Origin of the sequence: Streptomyces sp. NPDC085596 (assembly GCF_044541565.1) — a bacterium.
Classification (GTDB): Bacteria; Actinomycetota; Actinomycetes; order Streptomycetales; family Streptomycetaceae; genus Streptomyces.
Genome location: NZ_JBITTC010000003.1, coordinates 597,784 through 611,123, shown reverse-complemented (window position 1 = coordinate 611,123; position 13,340 = coordinate 597,784). Strand labels below are relative to the sequence as shown.

At 71.6% G+C, this 13,340-nt stretch carries 13 protein-coding genes; 7 read left to right on the top strand and 6 right to left on the bottom strand.

Annotated elements, in window-relative coordinates; all coding sequences use genetic code 11:
- Positions 1-36: 36 nt before the first annotated feature.
- Both ACIGA3_RS12775 and ACIGA3_RS12770 read right to left on the bottom strand, forming a co-directional pair.
- The gene (locus ACIGA3_RS12775; protein WP_399713836.1) at positions 37-795 is read right to left on the bottom strand and encodes a DUF4239 domain-containing protein; all 759 of its coding nucleotides are present in this window, start codon (positions 793-795) and stop codon (positions 37-39) included.
- Between the two features lie 30 nt (positions 796-825).
- A complete protein-coding gene (locus ACIGA3_RS12770; RefSeq protein WP_399714033.1) occupies positions 826-954 on the bottom strand; it encodes a hypothetical protein in 129 nt (42 codons plus the stop codon).
- A gap of 825 nt (positions 955-1,779) precedes the next feature.
- Here ACIGA3_RS12770 and ACIGA3_RS12765 point away from each other — a divergent pair.
- The 3 genes from ACIGA3_RS12765 (at position 1,780) to ACIGA3_RS12755 (ending at position 5,911) form a co-directional block, all read left to right on the top strand.
- The gene (locus ACIGA3_RS12765; protein ID WP_399713833.1) at positions 1,780-2,730 is read left to right on the top strand and encodes an SCO0930 family lipoprotein; all 951 of its coding nucleotides are present in this window, start codon (positions 1,780-1,782) and stop codon (positions 2,728-2,730) included.
- 230 nt (positions 2,731-2,960) lie between these two features.
- A complete protein-coding gene (locus tag ACIGA3_RS12760; RefSeq protein ID WP_399713831.1) occupies positions 2,961-3,773 on the top strand; it encodes an SAM-dependent methyltransferase in 813 nt (270 codons plus the stop codon).
- A complete protein-coding gene (locus ACIGA3_RS12755; RefSeq protein ID WP_399713827.1) occupies positions 3,770-5,911 on the top strand; it encodes a putative bifunctional diguanylate cyclase/phosphodiesterase in 2,142 nt (713 codons plus the stop codon). Before ACIGA3_RS12760 ends, ACIGA3_RS12755 begins: the two co-directional genes overlap by 4 nt.
- A gap of 49 nt (positions 5,912-5,960) precedes the next feature.
- Here ACIGA3_RS12755 and ACIGA3_RS12750 read toward each other — a convergent pair whose 3' ends face one another.
- Positions 5,961-6,845 carry a LysR family transcriptional regulator gene (locus ACIGA3_RS12750; RefSeq protein WP_399713825.1) on the bottom strand — a complete coding sequence of 295 codons (885 nt, stop codon included), beginning with the start codon at positions 6,843-6,845 and terminating at the stop codon, positions 5,961-5,963.
- A 118-nt stretch (positions 6,846-6,963) separates the two neighbouring features.
- Here ACIGA3_RS12750 and ACIGA3_RS12745 point away from each other — a divergent pair, with 118 nt between their 5' ends.
- The 3 genes from ACIGA3_RS12745 to ACIGA3_RS12735 are packed head-to-tail and all read left to right on the top strand — an operon-like array spanning position 6,964 to position 10,330.
- A complete protein-coding gene (locus ACIGA3_RS12745; protein WP_399714025.1) occupies positions 6,964-7,635 on the top strand; it encodes a succinate dehydrogenase in 672 nt (223 codons plus the stop codon).
- Positions 7,636-7,637: 2 nt separating this feature from the next.
- The gene (locus ACIGA3_RS12740; protein WP_399713822.1) at positions 7,638-9,584 is read left to right on the top strand and encodes a fumarate reductase/succinate dehydrogenase flavoprotein subunit; all 1,947 of its coding nucleotides are present in this window, start codon (positions 7,638-7,640) and stop codon (positions 9,582-9,584) included.
- Entirely contained in the window at positions 9,581-10,330 is a 750-nt protein-coding gene (locus tag ACIGA3_RS12735; RefSeq protein ID WP_399713819.1) for a succinate dehydrogenase/fumarate reductase iron-sulfur subunit, read from the top strand. The genes ACIGA3_RS12740 and ACIGA3_RS12735 overlap by 4 nt, the downstream gene beginning before the upstream one ends.
- Positions 10,331-10,408: 78 nt before the next feature.
- Here ACIGA3_RS12735 and ACIGA3_RS12730 read toward each other — a convergent pair whose 3' ends face one another.
- Positions 10,409-12,163: an NlpC/P60 family protein gene (locus ACIGA3_RS12730; RefSeq protein ID WP_399713817.1), complete on the bottom strand. Its 1,755-nt coding sequence runs from the start codon at positions 12,161-12,163 to the stop codon at positions 10,409-10,411.
- 134 nt (positions 12,164-12,297) lie between these two features.
- Positions 12,298-12,492: an antitoxin gene (locus ACIGA3_RS12725; protein ID WP_399713815.1), complete on the bottom strand. Its 195-nt coding sequence runs from the start codon at positions 12,490-12,492 to the stop codon at positions 12,298-12,300.
- 107 nt (positions 12,493-12,599) lie between these two features.
- On the opposite strand from ACIGA3_RS12725, the gene ACIGA3_RS12720 reads away from it, so the two are divergent.
- Positions 12,600-13,091 (top strand): hypothetical protein, encoded by a 492-nt coding sequence (locus ACIGA3_RS12720; RefSeq protein ID WP_399713812.1) that lies wholly within the window; start codon positions 12,600-12,602, stop codon positions 13,089-13,091.
- Positions 13,092-13,099: 8 nt separating this feature from the next.
- On the opposite strand, the gene ACIGA3_RS12715 is transcribed toward ACIGA3_RS12720, so the two are convergent.
- Complete coding sequence (locus ACIGA3_RS12715; protein ID WP_399713810.1) at positions 13,100-13,315, bottom strand: dodecin; 216 nt, start codon at positions 13,313-13,315, stop codon at positions 13,100-13,102.
- Between the last annotated feature and the right edge of the window lie 25 nt (positions 13,316-13,340).

Genomic DNA, 13,340 nt, shown 5'->3' with positions numbered 1-13,340 from the left:
CGCCGGGCCGGGACGAGGGCCTCGGCGTGCCCCGTCCTAGGCGTGCGGGAACAAGGTGAGGAACGAGTCCGCCGTCACCGCGATGCCCCGGCTGAACGGGGCATCGAAGTCCCAGATCAGGAACAGCATGAACGCGATGGTGGCCGAGAACAGCCCGGCCAGGACCAGTTCACGCGCGGTGCGCCGGATCTGGAGCGCGAACACCATGCCCACGGTGATCACCGCACCGGAGAGCAGCCCCCACCACACCACCGACGGCATGGTGGCGCCGGTGGAGTCGGCGCGCGCGTTGCGCGCCTGGTCGGCCGCGGCCACCTGGTCCACCAGCGGCTGGTACGCCTGCGCCTCGAAGTCGCTGCGCGGCTGGTAGTCCGTCACGTCCTGACGGACCCGGTCCAGCAGCCGCGCCCCCTGCTCGGTGACCTCCCCCCGGTCCGTCATCGACTTCCACTCGGTGTCCACGACGTAGGAGACGTACGCGTCGACGTCCGCGCGCACCCGGTCACGCACGTCCGCCGGGTAGACCCGGACGCGCTCGGAGACCTCGTGCAGCGCCTGTGCCTCGGCCTGGACGGTGTCCTCGGCCGCGCTGCGCGCCTCCCAGACACCCGCGATGGCCAGGCCCAGGACGATGGCGTACACGACGCCGATCCACATCGTCATGTACTCGATGACGTCCGGGGTCTCGCTGGGGTCCTCGTCCTCGGGGGCCCGACGGTGCCGGACGAGGGTGATGATCACCACCACGGCACAGGCCCCCAGCATGGCCAGGACGAGAACGAGCCAATCCGACAACGGATACCTCCAGGGGTGGGTGCGGCCGCGTCACCGCGGGCGCAGCGCCGCGACGGCGACGATCGCGGGAATGGTGATGAGCAGGACGTAGCGGACCGGCGAGGTGTGGGAGGGAGCGGTGTGCCGGGCGGGACGGGCGTGGTACGCCGGGTAGCTCACCGGGGTCATGGTCGGCCGGGGGGTGGGCCTCGGCGGGGGAGTGGGTTTCGGTGCGGGCCTGGGCGGCGCGGGTTCGGGCGCCGGGGCGGGCGGCGGTGGCGGGGTCGGGCGCGGTGCCGGTGGGGGCGGCGTCGGCCGGACGGGCGGTTTCGGGGCGGGCGGTGGCGTCGGCCGCGGCTGGGGCTTCGGCGGCGGCGGAGGAGGAGCGGGGGTCGGGGTCGGGGTCGGGGTCGGCGTGGGTGTCGGTGTCGGAGTGGGCGTCGGGGGTGGCGGAGTCGGGGTGGGCGTCGGCGTAGGGGTCGGTGTGGGCGTCGGAGTGGGTGTCGGCGGGCACGGTGGCGGGGGTGGCGGAGGGCATGGCGGGGGACCCGGATGGTGGCCTCCGGCCACCGCCACGGCCACCGTGCCGTCCGGGCCCGTGGAGGCGTAGGCGCAGGCGTCGGCCGACGCCGAGCCGACCGGGCAGCCGACCACGCTCCACACCACCGCGAGCAGCGCCAACGCCCTGGTGGCGACCGCGCATCGGGTTGCTTGGGGACCTTGCACGAGCGAGATCATGAGGGCCGCGCGACGCCACCGGGCCGAACAGCGCGCAGATTGGTCCGAAGGAGGGACAACGCGCGCTCACCGGTTTGACGGGCCGTGCGACCCCGTCCAGCCGATGGGTACGCGCGTACGGACCGCCACCCCTTCGGCACACCCCGTCGAGTCCCGCCGAAAGAATTTCGCCGCCCGTTGAACGCTCCGCCCCCCGCGCCCCGTACCCATGGCCGTGCGGTGACTCATTGGACGCCGCAACAAACTGGCGAAAATGGGGAGTTGAGGATGAAGACCTCCTGGCGGACCGCCGCACTGGTGGCCACAGCCGCTTCGGTGCTGGCGCTGACGACGGCGTGCGGTCAGGACAATGTCACGCCCCCGGCGTCGGCGGCCCAGAACGTGGGAGCGTCGGCCAGTGCCGCGGGCATCGGCACCGGACTTGGCTCGGGCAACGGCTACGGCGCCGACGGCGCCCAGAGCAGCGCCTCCCCGACCCCCGCCGCCCCCGCGGGCAAGCTGACCGTGGCCACCAACCCCCAGCTGGGCAATGTGCTCACCGACGGGTCCGGCCTCACCCTGTACCGGTTCGACAAGGACACGGCCGAGCCGCCGAAGTCCAACTGTGACGGTGACTGCGCCACCACCTGGCCCCCGGTCCCCGCCGACGACGCCAACGCCGGCGCCGGCATCGACAAGGCCATGCTCGGCGAGGTCACCCGCGCGGACGGCACCAAGCAGCTCACCATCGGCGGCTGGCCCGCCTACCGCTACGCCAAGGACCTCAACTCCGGCGACGTCAACGGCCAGGGTGTGGGCGGCAAGTGGTTCGCGCTCGCCCCCAACGGCAAGAAGGCGTCCCTCGCTTCGCTGCCCGGCCTCTCCGTCCGCAAGGACCCCAAGCTCGGTGACATCGTCGTCGACAAGAACGGCCGCACGGTCTACCGCTTCCTCAAGGACAAGGCGTGGCCGAAGTCCGTCTCCAACTGCACCGGGGCCTGCCTGGAGAAGTGGCCCGCGGTCGCGCCGGTGAGCGCCGACGACACCCAGGGCGTGAAGAAGAAGGGCCTGATGCCCTTCACCCGGCCCGACGGCGTCAAGCAGATGTCCGTCAACTGCTGGCCGATCTACACCTTCTCCGGTGACAAGGTCCCCGGCGACACCAACGGCCAGGGTGTGGGCGGCACTTGGTACGCCGTCTCGCCGGAGGGCAAGCCGATCGGCGCGCCCGCCGAGTAAGGGTCCCGCCCGAGCGAAGGGCCCGTACCGTCCGTGTCACGCGGAGGGGACGGGCCCTGTCCCATGCGCCCGGGCGGTCACCCAGCGGGGTCGGACGGGTGCTTTCCGCAGGCGGTGACCGGGAACGGATGGTCAATTTCCGTTTCGGGTCGCCCCTTTGGCGGGCGATCAGTAGCCTCAGCTCGAACACCGGCTCACCCGTCCCTGTCGCCTACGCCTTGGAGTGATACATGGAGCGCCCCGCCTGGGCCCCCCGGAGCATCGACATCTCGGTGCCGAGCGTCTCGCGCATGTACGACTACTACCTGGGCGGGTCGCACAACTTCGAGGTCGACCGGGAAGCGGCCCGCAGGGCGATGGAGTTCCTCCCCGGCCTGCCCAAGATCATGCAGGCCAACCGGGCGTTCCTGCGCCGGGCGGTGAGCTTCGCGGCCGAGCAGGGCATCGACCAGTTCCTCGACATCGGTTCCGGCATCCCCACTTTCGGCAACGTCCACGAGATAGCCCAGGGGGCCCGGCCCGGCGCCCGCGTCGTCTACGTCGACCACGATCCCGTGGCCGTCGCGCACAGCCAGTCGGTGCTCGCGGGCAACGCGGACGCGGATGTCGTCGCCGCCGATCTGCGCAAGCCGCAGGAGATTCTCGCCAGTCCCCAGGTGGCCCGCCTGATCGACCTCGACCGGCCGGTGGCCCTGCTGCTCGTGGCCGTCCTGCACTTCCTGGAGGACGCCGACGAACCCCACCGCGCGGTGGCCGAACTGCGCGCCGCGCTCGCGCCGGGCAGCCTGCTGATCCTCACCCACGCCTCCTTCGAGGGCATCCCGCTGCCCGAGGAGCGCGCCGAGGGCGCGGTGGACGTGTACCGGGACATCCGCAACCCGCTGGTCATGCGCTCGCGGGACGAGATCGCCCGCTTCTTCGACGGTTTCGAGCTGCTCGACCCCGGACTGGTCCATCTCCCGGACTGGCGCCCGGAGTCGGCACCGGAGGACGAGGACGACTTCGCGTTCTCCGGATTCGCCGGCGTGGGGCGCAAGGCGTGAGCGCGGAGCCGGACGGGCCGGAGGGCAGAGTGCGGCGGCTGACGACGATCTGGAGCCGGGCCGTCTACCCCGTCACCTCCACGTCGCTCACCCGCGCCGAGTTCGAGGAGCGGCTGCTCCCCCTCGCCCACCGCCTCAGCCACGCCCTGCGGGCCCACAGCTTCGATGCCGGGGAGGCCAGGGCGGTGGGCGCCGCGCTGGTCGACGCGCACGGCACCGACCCCGAGGTGCTCGCCCGCACCCTGGACTGCGTCGACGCCTACCTCGTCCTGTACTGCGGCGACGACAGCCCGCAGGACCAACTGCGCATGCGTTCCTCGCGGTTGCAGCACGCCATGGCCGCCGGGTACGCCCAGGCGCTGCGCGAGCGGACCCTCGCCGAGCAGGAGTCCATCGCGCAGGCCGCGCTGCGTGCCCAGGGCGTGGTCGCCGAGGCCCTGCACGCCAGCGAGGCCCGCTTCCGCGCGGTGTTCGAGGGCGCCGCGATCGGCATCGGCATCGCCGACCTCGACGGCAACGTGCTCCAGGTCAACGGCGCCCTCCAGCGCATGTTCGGCATCTCCGAGACCGCGATGCGCGGCCGGAAGGTCCGGGACTGGACGCACCCCGAGGACGCCCCCCAGACCTGGCGGCTCTACGAGGAACTCGTACGCGGCGAACGCGACCACTACCACGTCGAGAAGGCGTTCAACCGGACCGACGGCACGGCCCTGTGGACCAACCTCACGGTCTCCCTGCTCCGCGACGCCGACGGCACCCCGCAGTACCAGCTGGCCCTGATGGAGGACACCACCGAGCGCCGCCTGCTCCACCTCCGGCTGCGCTACGAGGCCACCCACGACGCCCTCACCGGGCTGCCCAACCGCACCCTGTTCTTCGAGCGCCTGGAGAAGGCCCTCGCGGCGGGCGAGGGCCAGCGCTTCGGCCTGTGCTACCTCGACCTCGACGGCTTCAAGGCCATCAACGACAGCCTCGGCCACGCGGCGGGCGACCGGCTGCTGGTGGAGGTCGCGGACCGGCTCCAGTCCTGCACCACCGCGTCCGGCGAGATGGTCGCCCGGCTGGGCGGCGACGAGTTCGTGGCCCTCACCACCGGCCGCGACACCGAGCGCGGGGTGGAGGAACTGGCCGAGCGCATCACCAACGCGCTGCTCACCCCGGTCGGCATCGACGGCCGCGATCTGCTGGTGCGCGGCAGCCTCGGCATCGTGGAGGGCCCGGCGGGGGAGCGTACGGCGGCGGAGGTGCTGCGCAGCGCCGACATCACGATGTACCGGGCCAAGTCGGCCGGCGGCAACCGGGCCGAGCTGGCCGACCCGGAGGCGGACGCCCGCGCGATCACCCGGCACGGGCTCACCACCGCGCTGCCGAGTGCGCTGGAACGCGGCGAGTTCTTCATCGAGTACCAGCCCCTGGTCCATCTCGGCGACGGCACCGTGAGCGGCGCGGAAGCCCTGGTCCGCTGGCTGCATCCGCAGCACGGGGTGCTCGGCCCGGACCGCTTCATCCCGCTCGCCGAGCACACCGGGCTGATCGTCCCGCTGGGCCGGTGGGTGCTGGAGGAATCGATCCGGCAGGCCCGCGCCTGGCGGGAGAAGCAGGGCGAGAAGGCAGGTGGCCCGCTGCGGATCAACGTCAACCTCTCGCCGTGCCAGCTCACCCACCCCGGCCTGGTGCAGGACACCGTCGACATCCTGGAGCGCGCGGGGGTCGCCCCGGACGCGCTGTGCCTGGAGGTCACCGAGTCCGCGCTGATCGGCGCCGACGACGGCCTCCTCAAGCCCCTGCGGCGCCTTGCCGAGATGGGCGTCGACATAGCCCTGGACGACTTCGGCACCGGCTACTCCAACCTGGCCAACCTCCGCCGCCTCCCGGTCAGCGTCCTCAAACTGGACCGCTCCTTCACCCAGGGCATGCAGCAGTTCCCGGCCGACCCGGTCGACCTCAAGATCGTCGAAGGCATAGTCTCCCTGGCCCACAGCCTGGACCTGGCGGTCACGGTCGAGGGCGTGGAAACCAGCGCCCAGGCGGAACAACTCCGCCTCCTGGGCTGTGACACAGCCCAGGGCTGGTACTACGCAAGACCGGGCCCCCCGGAGAACCTGCACACGCTGGCCCTGGCGGACGCGACGCGGTAGAGGCTGGAGGGGGTGCAGCCGCGAGGCAGGCTGCACCCCCTCAGGGGCGCTACCGCTCCAACAACATCCTCTGCAACTCCCGAGCCCCCCGAGGCGGAGCCACGTCACTCCGGTGAGCCAGCGCGATGGTCCGGGACAACCCGGGCCGCGCCAGCGGAGTCACCCGAAGCCCCCGGCCCGCGCGGGTCGCCACCATCCGAGGCACGACAGCCACACCGAGCCCAGCCCGCACAAACCCGAGAACGGCATCCATCTCACCCCCCTCGACGGCGAACTCGGGCTCGAACCCAGCGGAGCGGCAGGCGTTCACGGTCAGTTCGCGCAGGTCGTAGCCGTAGCGGAACATCACCAGGCGCTCGTTCTCCAGGTCGGCGATCTCCACGGAGCGTCGGCCGCCGCCGGGGGCGGGGGCCTCGGGGGAGGAGACCACGACCAAGTCCTCCCGCAGCAGCTCCACCGTGGTCAGCGCGGGCGACGGCGCCGGCAGTGGCAGGACGATCAGGGCGAGGTCGAGCGCGCCCCGGCCCAGCTCCCGGACCAGGTCCCGCGAGCCGCTCTCCTCAACCAGCAGCTGGATGCCCGGATACCGGTCGTGGAAGGCACGCAGCACGTCCGGCAGCAGCCCCGTACAGAGACTCGGCGTGGCGCCGAGACGGACCCGCCCGCGTCGCAGCTGCACCAGTTCCTGCACCTCGTGCCGGGCGGTGTCGGCGTCCGCGAGGATGCGCCGGGCCAGCGGCAGCAGCGCCTCGCCCGCGTCGGTCAGCGCGATGTTGCCCCGCGCCCGGACGAACAGATCCGCGCCCAGCTCCCGCTCCAGCGCCCTGATCTGCTGGGACAGCGAGGGCTGTGCGACATGGACCCGCTCGGCGGCACGGGTGAAGTGCCGGGTCTCGGCCACGGCGACGAAGTACTGGAGCTGCTGGAACTGCACCCCTCCAGGATAGCGAGGGCCTATGGAAACCAGCCGAACCATGTCTTGGACCGATCGGCGGCGCGGTCGTAGCGTCCTGTCCATGGCTCTGGCAACGCGGACGGACCGACGGACGTCCATGGCGCGCTCGATCTGGGACAGCTCCGTCGGCAAGAAGACCGTGATGGCCGTCAGCGGCATCGTGATGCTGCTGTACCTGGTCGCGCACATGATCGGGAACCTGAAGATCTACTTCGGGGCCGGCGAGTTCAACCACTACGCCCACTGGCTGCGCACGGTCGGCGAGCCGTTCATGCACTACGAGTGGACGCTCTGGCTCATCCGGGTCGTCCTGGTCGTCGCGGTGGTCGCCCACGCCACCGCCGCCTACCAGCTCAGCCGCCGGGACATCAAGGCCCGGCCCAGCAAGTACGTGCACAAGAAGGCGCGTACGAGCTACGCCACCCGGACCATGCGCTGGGGCGGGATCATCCTCGGCCTGTTCATCGTCTGGCACCTCCTGGACCTGACCACCGGTACCGCGCACCCCGGCGGCTTCCAGGAGGGCCACCCGTACCAGAACGTGGTGGACACCTTCTCCACCTGGTACGGCAACGTCATCTACATCGTGGCGATGCTCGCCCTCGGCCTGCACATCCGGCACGGCTTCTGGAGTGCCGCCCAGACCCTCGGCGCCGGCAGCCGGGCCCGCGACCGGGTGCTGAAGACCGCTGCCAACGTCCTCGCGCTGCTGCTCACGGCCGGTTTCATCGCCGTACCCGTGGGCGTCATGACCCAAGTGGTGAGCTGACCATGACCTACACCGACTACGTGACCGGCACTCCGGTCACCGACACCAAGGCCCCCTCCGGCCCGGTCCACGAGCGCTGGGACACCCGGCGCTTCGAGGCCAAGCTGGTCAATCCGGCCAACCGGCGCAAGCACACCGTCATCGTCGTCGGCACCGGTCTCGCGGGCGGTTCGGCGGGCGCCACGCTGGCCGAACAGGGCTACCACGTCGTCCAGTTCTGCTACCAGGACTCCCCGCGCCGCGCCCACTCCATCGCGGCGCAGGGCGGCATCAACGCGGCGAAGAACTACCGCAACGACGGCGACTCCGTGCACCGGCTGTTCTACGACACCGTCAAGGGCGGCGACTTCCGCGCCCGCGAGTCCAATGTGCACCGGCTGGCGCAGGTCTCGGTCGAGATCATCGACCAGTGCGTGGCCCAGGGCGTGCCCTTCGCCCGCGAGTACGGCGGCCTGCTCGACACCCGCTCCTTCGGCGGCGTCCAGGTCTCCCGCACCTTCTACGCCCGCGGCCAGACCGGCCAGCAGCTGCTGCTCGGCGCCTATCAGGCGCTGTCCCGGCAGATCGCGGCCGGGAACGTGGAGATGCATCCGCGCACCGAGATGCTCGACCTGATCGTGGTCGACGGCCGGGCGCGCGGCATCGTCGCCCGCGACCTGGTCACCGGGAAGATCGACACGTACTTCGCGGACGCGGTGGTCCTGGCGAGCGGCGGCTACGGCAACGTCTTCTACCTGTCGACCAACGCCATGAACTCCAACGCGACCGCCATCTGGCGGGCGCACCGGCGCGGCGCGCTGTTCGCCAACCCCTGCTTCACCCAGATCCACCCCACCTGCATCCCGCGCACCGGCGACCACCAGTCCAAGCTGACGCTGATGAGCGAGTCGCTGCGCAACGACGGCCGTATCTGGGTGCCCAAGGCCGAGGGCGACACCCGTCCGCCCGGCCAGATCCCCGAGGACGAGCGCGACTACTACCTGGAGCGGATCTACCCCTCCTTCGGCAACCTGGTCCCGCGCGACATCGCCTCCCGCGCCGCCAAGAACGTCTGCGACGAGGGGCGCGGTGTCGGACCCGGCGGCCAGGGCGTCTACCTGGACTTCGCCGACGCCGTCGCGCGCATGGGCCGCAAGGCCGTCGAGGCCAAGTACGGCAACCTCTTCGACATGTACCAGCGGATCACCGACGAGGACCCGTACACGGTGCCGATGCGGATCTACCCCGCCGTGCACTACACGATGGGCGGTCTCTGGGTCGACTACGACCTCCAGACCACGGTCCCCGGTCTCTTCGCCATCGGTGAGGCCAACTTCTCCGACCACGGCGCCAACCGGCTCGGCGCCTCCGCGCTGATGCAGGGCCTGGCCGACGGCTACTTCGTGCTGCCCGCCACCCTCAACGACTACCTGGCCCGCCACCCGCACCAGGAGCCGCTGAGCGACGAACACCCGGAAGTCCAGGAGGTGCTGGCCGAGACCGAGGACCGGGTCAACCTGCTCCTCGCCGTCGACGGCGACCGCACCCCCGACTCCTTCCACCGCGAACTCGGCGAACTCATGTGGGAGTTCTGCGGCATGGCCCGCAACGAGACGGGCCTGCGCAAGGCGCTCGCCGAAATCCCCCGTATCCGCGAGGAGTTCTGGCGCCGCATCAAGGTGCCCGGCACCGGGGCCGAGTTCAACCAGTCGCTGGAGAAGGCGAATCGCATCGTCGACTACCTCGAACTGGCCGAGCTGATGTGCCTCGACGCCCTGCACCGCGCCGAGTCCTGCGGCGGCCACTTCCGCGAGGAGTCCCAGACCCCGGACGGCGAAGCGGCCCGCCGGGACGACGAGTTCGGCTACGCGGCCGCCTGGGAGTTCACCGCCACCGGCGAGGCCCCCGTCCTGCACAAGGAAGACCTGGTCTTCGAGTACGTCCATCCCACCCAGCGGAGCTACGCATGAGGCTCACCCTGCGCGTCTGGCGCCAGCGGAACGCCGACACCGACGGCGCCATGTCCACCTACGAGGTGGACGGCATCTCGCCCGACATGTCCTTCCTGGAGATGCTGGACGTGCTCAACGAACGGCTCATCCTTCAGGGCGAGGACCCCGTCGCCTTCGACCACGACTGCCGCGAGGGCATCTGCGGGGCGTGCAGCCTCGTCATCAACGGCGACGCCCACGGCCCCGAGCGCACCACCACCTGCCAGCTGCACATGCGGTCCTTCCGCGACGGCGACACCATCGACATCGAGCCCTGGCGCGCCGCCGCCTTCCCGGTGATCAAGGACCTGGTGGTGGACCGCTCCGCCTTCGACCGGATCATCCAGGCCGGCGGCTATGTCACCGCGCCCACCGGCGCCGCCCCGGAAGCCCACGCGACACCGGTGCCGAAGCCCGACGCCGACTTCGCCTTCGAGAACGCGGAGTGCATCGGCTGCGGTGCCTGCGTGGCCGCCTGCCCGAACGGCGCGGCGATGCTCTTCACCGCCGCCAAGGTCAGCCACCTGAACGTCCTCCCGCAGGGCGGACCCGAGCGGGAGACCCGTGTGCTGGACATGGTGGCCCAGATGGACGCGGAGGGCTTCGGCGGCTGCACCCTGGCCGGCGAATGCGCCACCGCCTGCCCCAAGGGCATCCCGCTCTTCTCCATCACCGGCATGAACAAGGAGTGGCTGCGCGCGACCCGCAAGGCGGGCAAGCGCTAGGCACACAGCAGACGTTCGCCAAGGGGGCGGACGGGCGGGGCCGGGAGTGGTGCTCATCCCCGGCCCCGTCTGCTGTTGTCAGATACGGCGGACCGTGTGAAGGGACGTGGCGTACGTGCCGGTGCCGTCGAGGAGGGACGCGCCGCCCAGGTCGGACATGGTGGGACCGTCGACCGTCTTCCGGCTGGACAGGAAGCGGCGCTTGCCGTCGGCGTCCGGGCCCAGGTAGATGCCCACGTGGTCCACGGTGACCGTCGGGTGGTCGTCGCCGGAGTCCGCGTTGAACAGCACCAGGTCTCCGGGCTGGAGCAGCGCGGCGGCGGGCGGTGCCGTGCCGTTCGTCCGGTCGACGACGACACCGGGCGCGTAGTCGACGATGTCACGCGACTTGCGCGGTATCCGCGTCCCCGAGGTGTCCGCGCCCGCGGCCAGCGGCACGCCCATGTGGTAGCCGTACACCATCCGCGTGTAGCCCGAGCAGTCGAGGTTGCCCACCTGCTTGCTGGACGGCCCCGTGTAGGTGCCGTCGGGGAAGGTCCAGCCCACGTTCATGGACTCGTGGAAGTCGGCGCCCTCGTAGCGGTAGCCCTGCGGGTCCAGATAGCCGTAACCGGCCTCGCCCAGCACCTGCTTGCCCTGCGCGGGCCCGTCCCCGGCGGTGACCGCCGGAGCGCCGCCGAGGAACATCGCGGCGTACGCGAGCACGTCCGGCGCGGTCGATCCGGCCCAGTCGCGCACCGTGCGCTCCAGGTCCGCCGTCCAGGTGCCGTCGAAGGGCTGCGGCAGCACGCGTACCCAGTCTCCGTGGGTGACGGTCGGCGGGGTGTCCCAGTTCGCCGCGTCCACCTCGAAGCGGCTCACCTGGAGCTTGACCGGCAGGTTGGTGCAGCCCTGGTTGGCCAGCGCGCGCAGGCCCACCCGGCCGGCGCCGAAGGCCGCGTCCGTGACGTCCACCGCCCACCCGGACGGCTCCGCCGTGCTCGTACGCCACGCCTTGACCCTGATCCGGGTGCCCTCCCGGCGCACCCGGACCGTCCAGTCGGTGCCCGCCGGGACGCCGGTGGCGAGGGTGGCGGCCGTGGCGAGCTGGGTGACCGTGTCGGCGACCTCCTTCTCGACGCGCAGCTCCACCGCGCCGCTGGTCAGGAAGGACAGCCGGGCCCGGTAGTTGTTGTGGGTGTCCTGGTAGCCGAAGGACAGCGCGTAGGAGCACGCCTGGCCGGTGGGCACCTTGTCGAAGCGGGCCGTCGCGCGCACGTCCACGTCGGTGATCCGGTCGTCCCGCAGGGTCGCGTGGCGGCTGGCGTAGTCCGTGGTCAGCGCGATGACACCGGTGCCGGGCGCCACCGAGTAGTCGGTGTCGGCCGGGCCCAGCGTGGACCAGCTGCCGCCGCCCGGCGAAGTCCCCCAGTACGAGCGGTCGGCGGCCGGGAGCGAGGTGTCCGGCAGGGTGCGCCCGAAGTCGTCCACGAAGGGCCGCTTGTTCTCGGCGAACGTTCTTCGCGGGCCCGGCACCAGCACGGTCCTGGCGCCCTGGGTGAGCAGGGCGACCCGCCTGCCGCCGCTGGTTATCTCGGTGCGCGCCGGGGTGCCCGGCAGCACGGTGGCGGTGAGCGGCGCGGCCAGCGTCACCTGGGCGAAGTAGGAGGCGTCCAGCGGCGGCAGGGTCACCGAGGAGCGTGCCGTGGTCAGCCCGGCCGGGGCCGGCAGCGGGTCCACGGGCGTGGCGGTGGCGTCGGCCCGCGCCGGAGCGGTGGCCAGGGCGCCGAGGGGCAGGGAGGCGGCGGTGACGGCGAAGGCGGCCAGCAGGCCGCGGCGTGAAGTGTGGATCATGGGACGCATGATCTCTCAGTCGGCCGCGCGCACACGACCGCGTCCGGCTCGGAGCAGATCCGAGCCGGACGCGGACGTCATGGTTCACAGGAGTTCTGCGCGGGGTGACGCCGTACGGGCCTGCCCCGGCGGGGTCAGGAGTGCGGCGGGTTGTCGCGGTGCTGCTGGGAGCCGAACTGGTCCCTCAGCTTGTCCTGTGCGCCGTCGACCTGGGACTGGTGCTTGTTGCCGGTCCGCTGGTCGAGATAGTCGCCACCCCTGTCGATGCCCTTGTCGGACATGTCTTCGTGGCCCTTGAGCATTCCCTTGATCTTGTCCATGAAGGACATGGCAGCCCTCCTCGTCGCTTGAGGCTTCCCTTCCCAGGGTCACCGGCCCGGCCCGGCTTCGCATCTTGAACGCCCGGTGCCCCGGACGGCGGCCCTAGAGTGGGCCTGTGACACACAGCAGCGGGCGCCCGGTCGCCGTCTTCGACCTCGACAACACCCTCGCGGGGACCGCGCACCGGCAGCACTTCCTGGAGCAGCGCCCGCGCGACTGGGACGGCTTCTTCGCCGCCGCTCCCTTCGACCCGCCGCTCGCCGAGGGCGTGGCGATGGCCCGCACCGCCGCCCGCACCTGCGATGTCGTGTACCTCACCGGGCGGCCCGAGCGGTGCCGCCGCGACACCCTCGACTGGCTCGCCACGCGCCAACTGCCCGACGGTGACCTGCACATGCGGCCCAACCACGACCGCAGGCCCGCCCGGACCACCAAGCTGGAGATCCTGCGCCGGCTCGCCCGCCGCCGTGAGGTGCTGGTCGTCGTGGACGACGACGAGCTGGTCTGCGACGCGGCCGAGCGGGCCGGGTTCGCCGTCGTACGGGCCCGCTGGGCCGACCCCTCGGCCGCGCTGGAGGAGGCCCAGGAGCGGGAGGGCCGGACCTGACCGGCCGGTCAGTCGGCGTCCTCCAGGCGGAAGCCCACCTTCAGGCACACCTGGTACTTCTCGATCCGCCCGTTCTCGATCTGCCCCCGGACCTGCGTGACCTCGAACCAGTCCAGGTTGCGCAGGGTCTGGTCGGCACGGCCGATGGCGTTGCGGATGGCCTGGTCGACACCGTCGTTGGAGGTGCCGACGATCTCGCTGACCCGGTAGGTGTGGTTCGACATGGGCGGGTGCTCCTCTTCGCCGTAC

Bases quoted from the DNA above. Each gene is read 5' to 3' on its own strand.
- ACIGA3_RS12765 (WP_399713833.1), top strand. From the start codon at position 1,780: ATGAAGACCTCCTGGCGGACCGCCGCACTGGTGGCCACAGCCGCTTCG.
- ACIGA3_RS12760 (WP_399713831.1), top strand. From the start codon at position 2,961: ATGGAGCGCCCCGCCTGGGCCCCCCGGAGCATCGACATCTCGGTGCCG.
- ACIGA3_RS12745 (WP_399714025.1), top strand. From the start codon at position 6,964: ATGGCGCGCTCGATCTGGGACAGCTCCGTCGGCAAGAAGACCGTGATG.
- ACIGA3_RS12740 (WP_399713822.1), top strand. From the start codon at position 7,638: ATGACCTACACCGACTACGTGACCGGCACTCCGGTCACCGACACCAAG.
- ACIGA3_RS12735 (WP_399713819.1), top strand. From the start codon at position 9,581: ATGAGGCTCACCCTGCGCGTCTGGCGCCAGCGGAACGCCGACACCGAC.
- ACIGA3_RS12730 (WP_399713817.1), bottom strand. From the start codon at position 12,163: ATGATCCACACTTCACGCCGCGGCCTGCTGGCCGCCTTCGCCGTCACC.
- ACIGA3_RS12725 (WP_399713815.1), bottom strand. From the start codon at position 12,492: ATGTCCTTCATGGACAAGATCAAGGGAATGCTCAAGGGCCACGAAGAC.
- ACIGA3_RS12715 (WP_399713810.1), bottom strand. From the start codon at position 13,315: ATGTCGAACCACACCTACCGGGTCAGCGAGATCGTCGGCACCTCCAAC.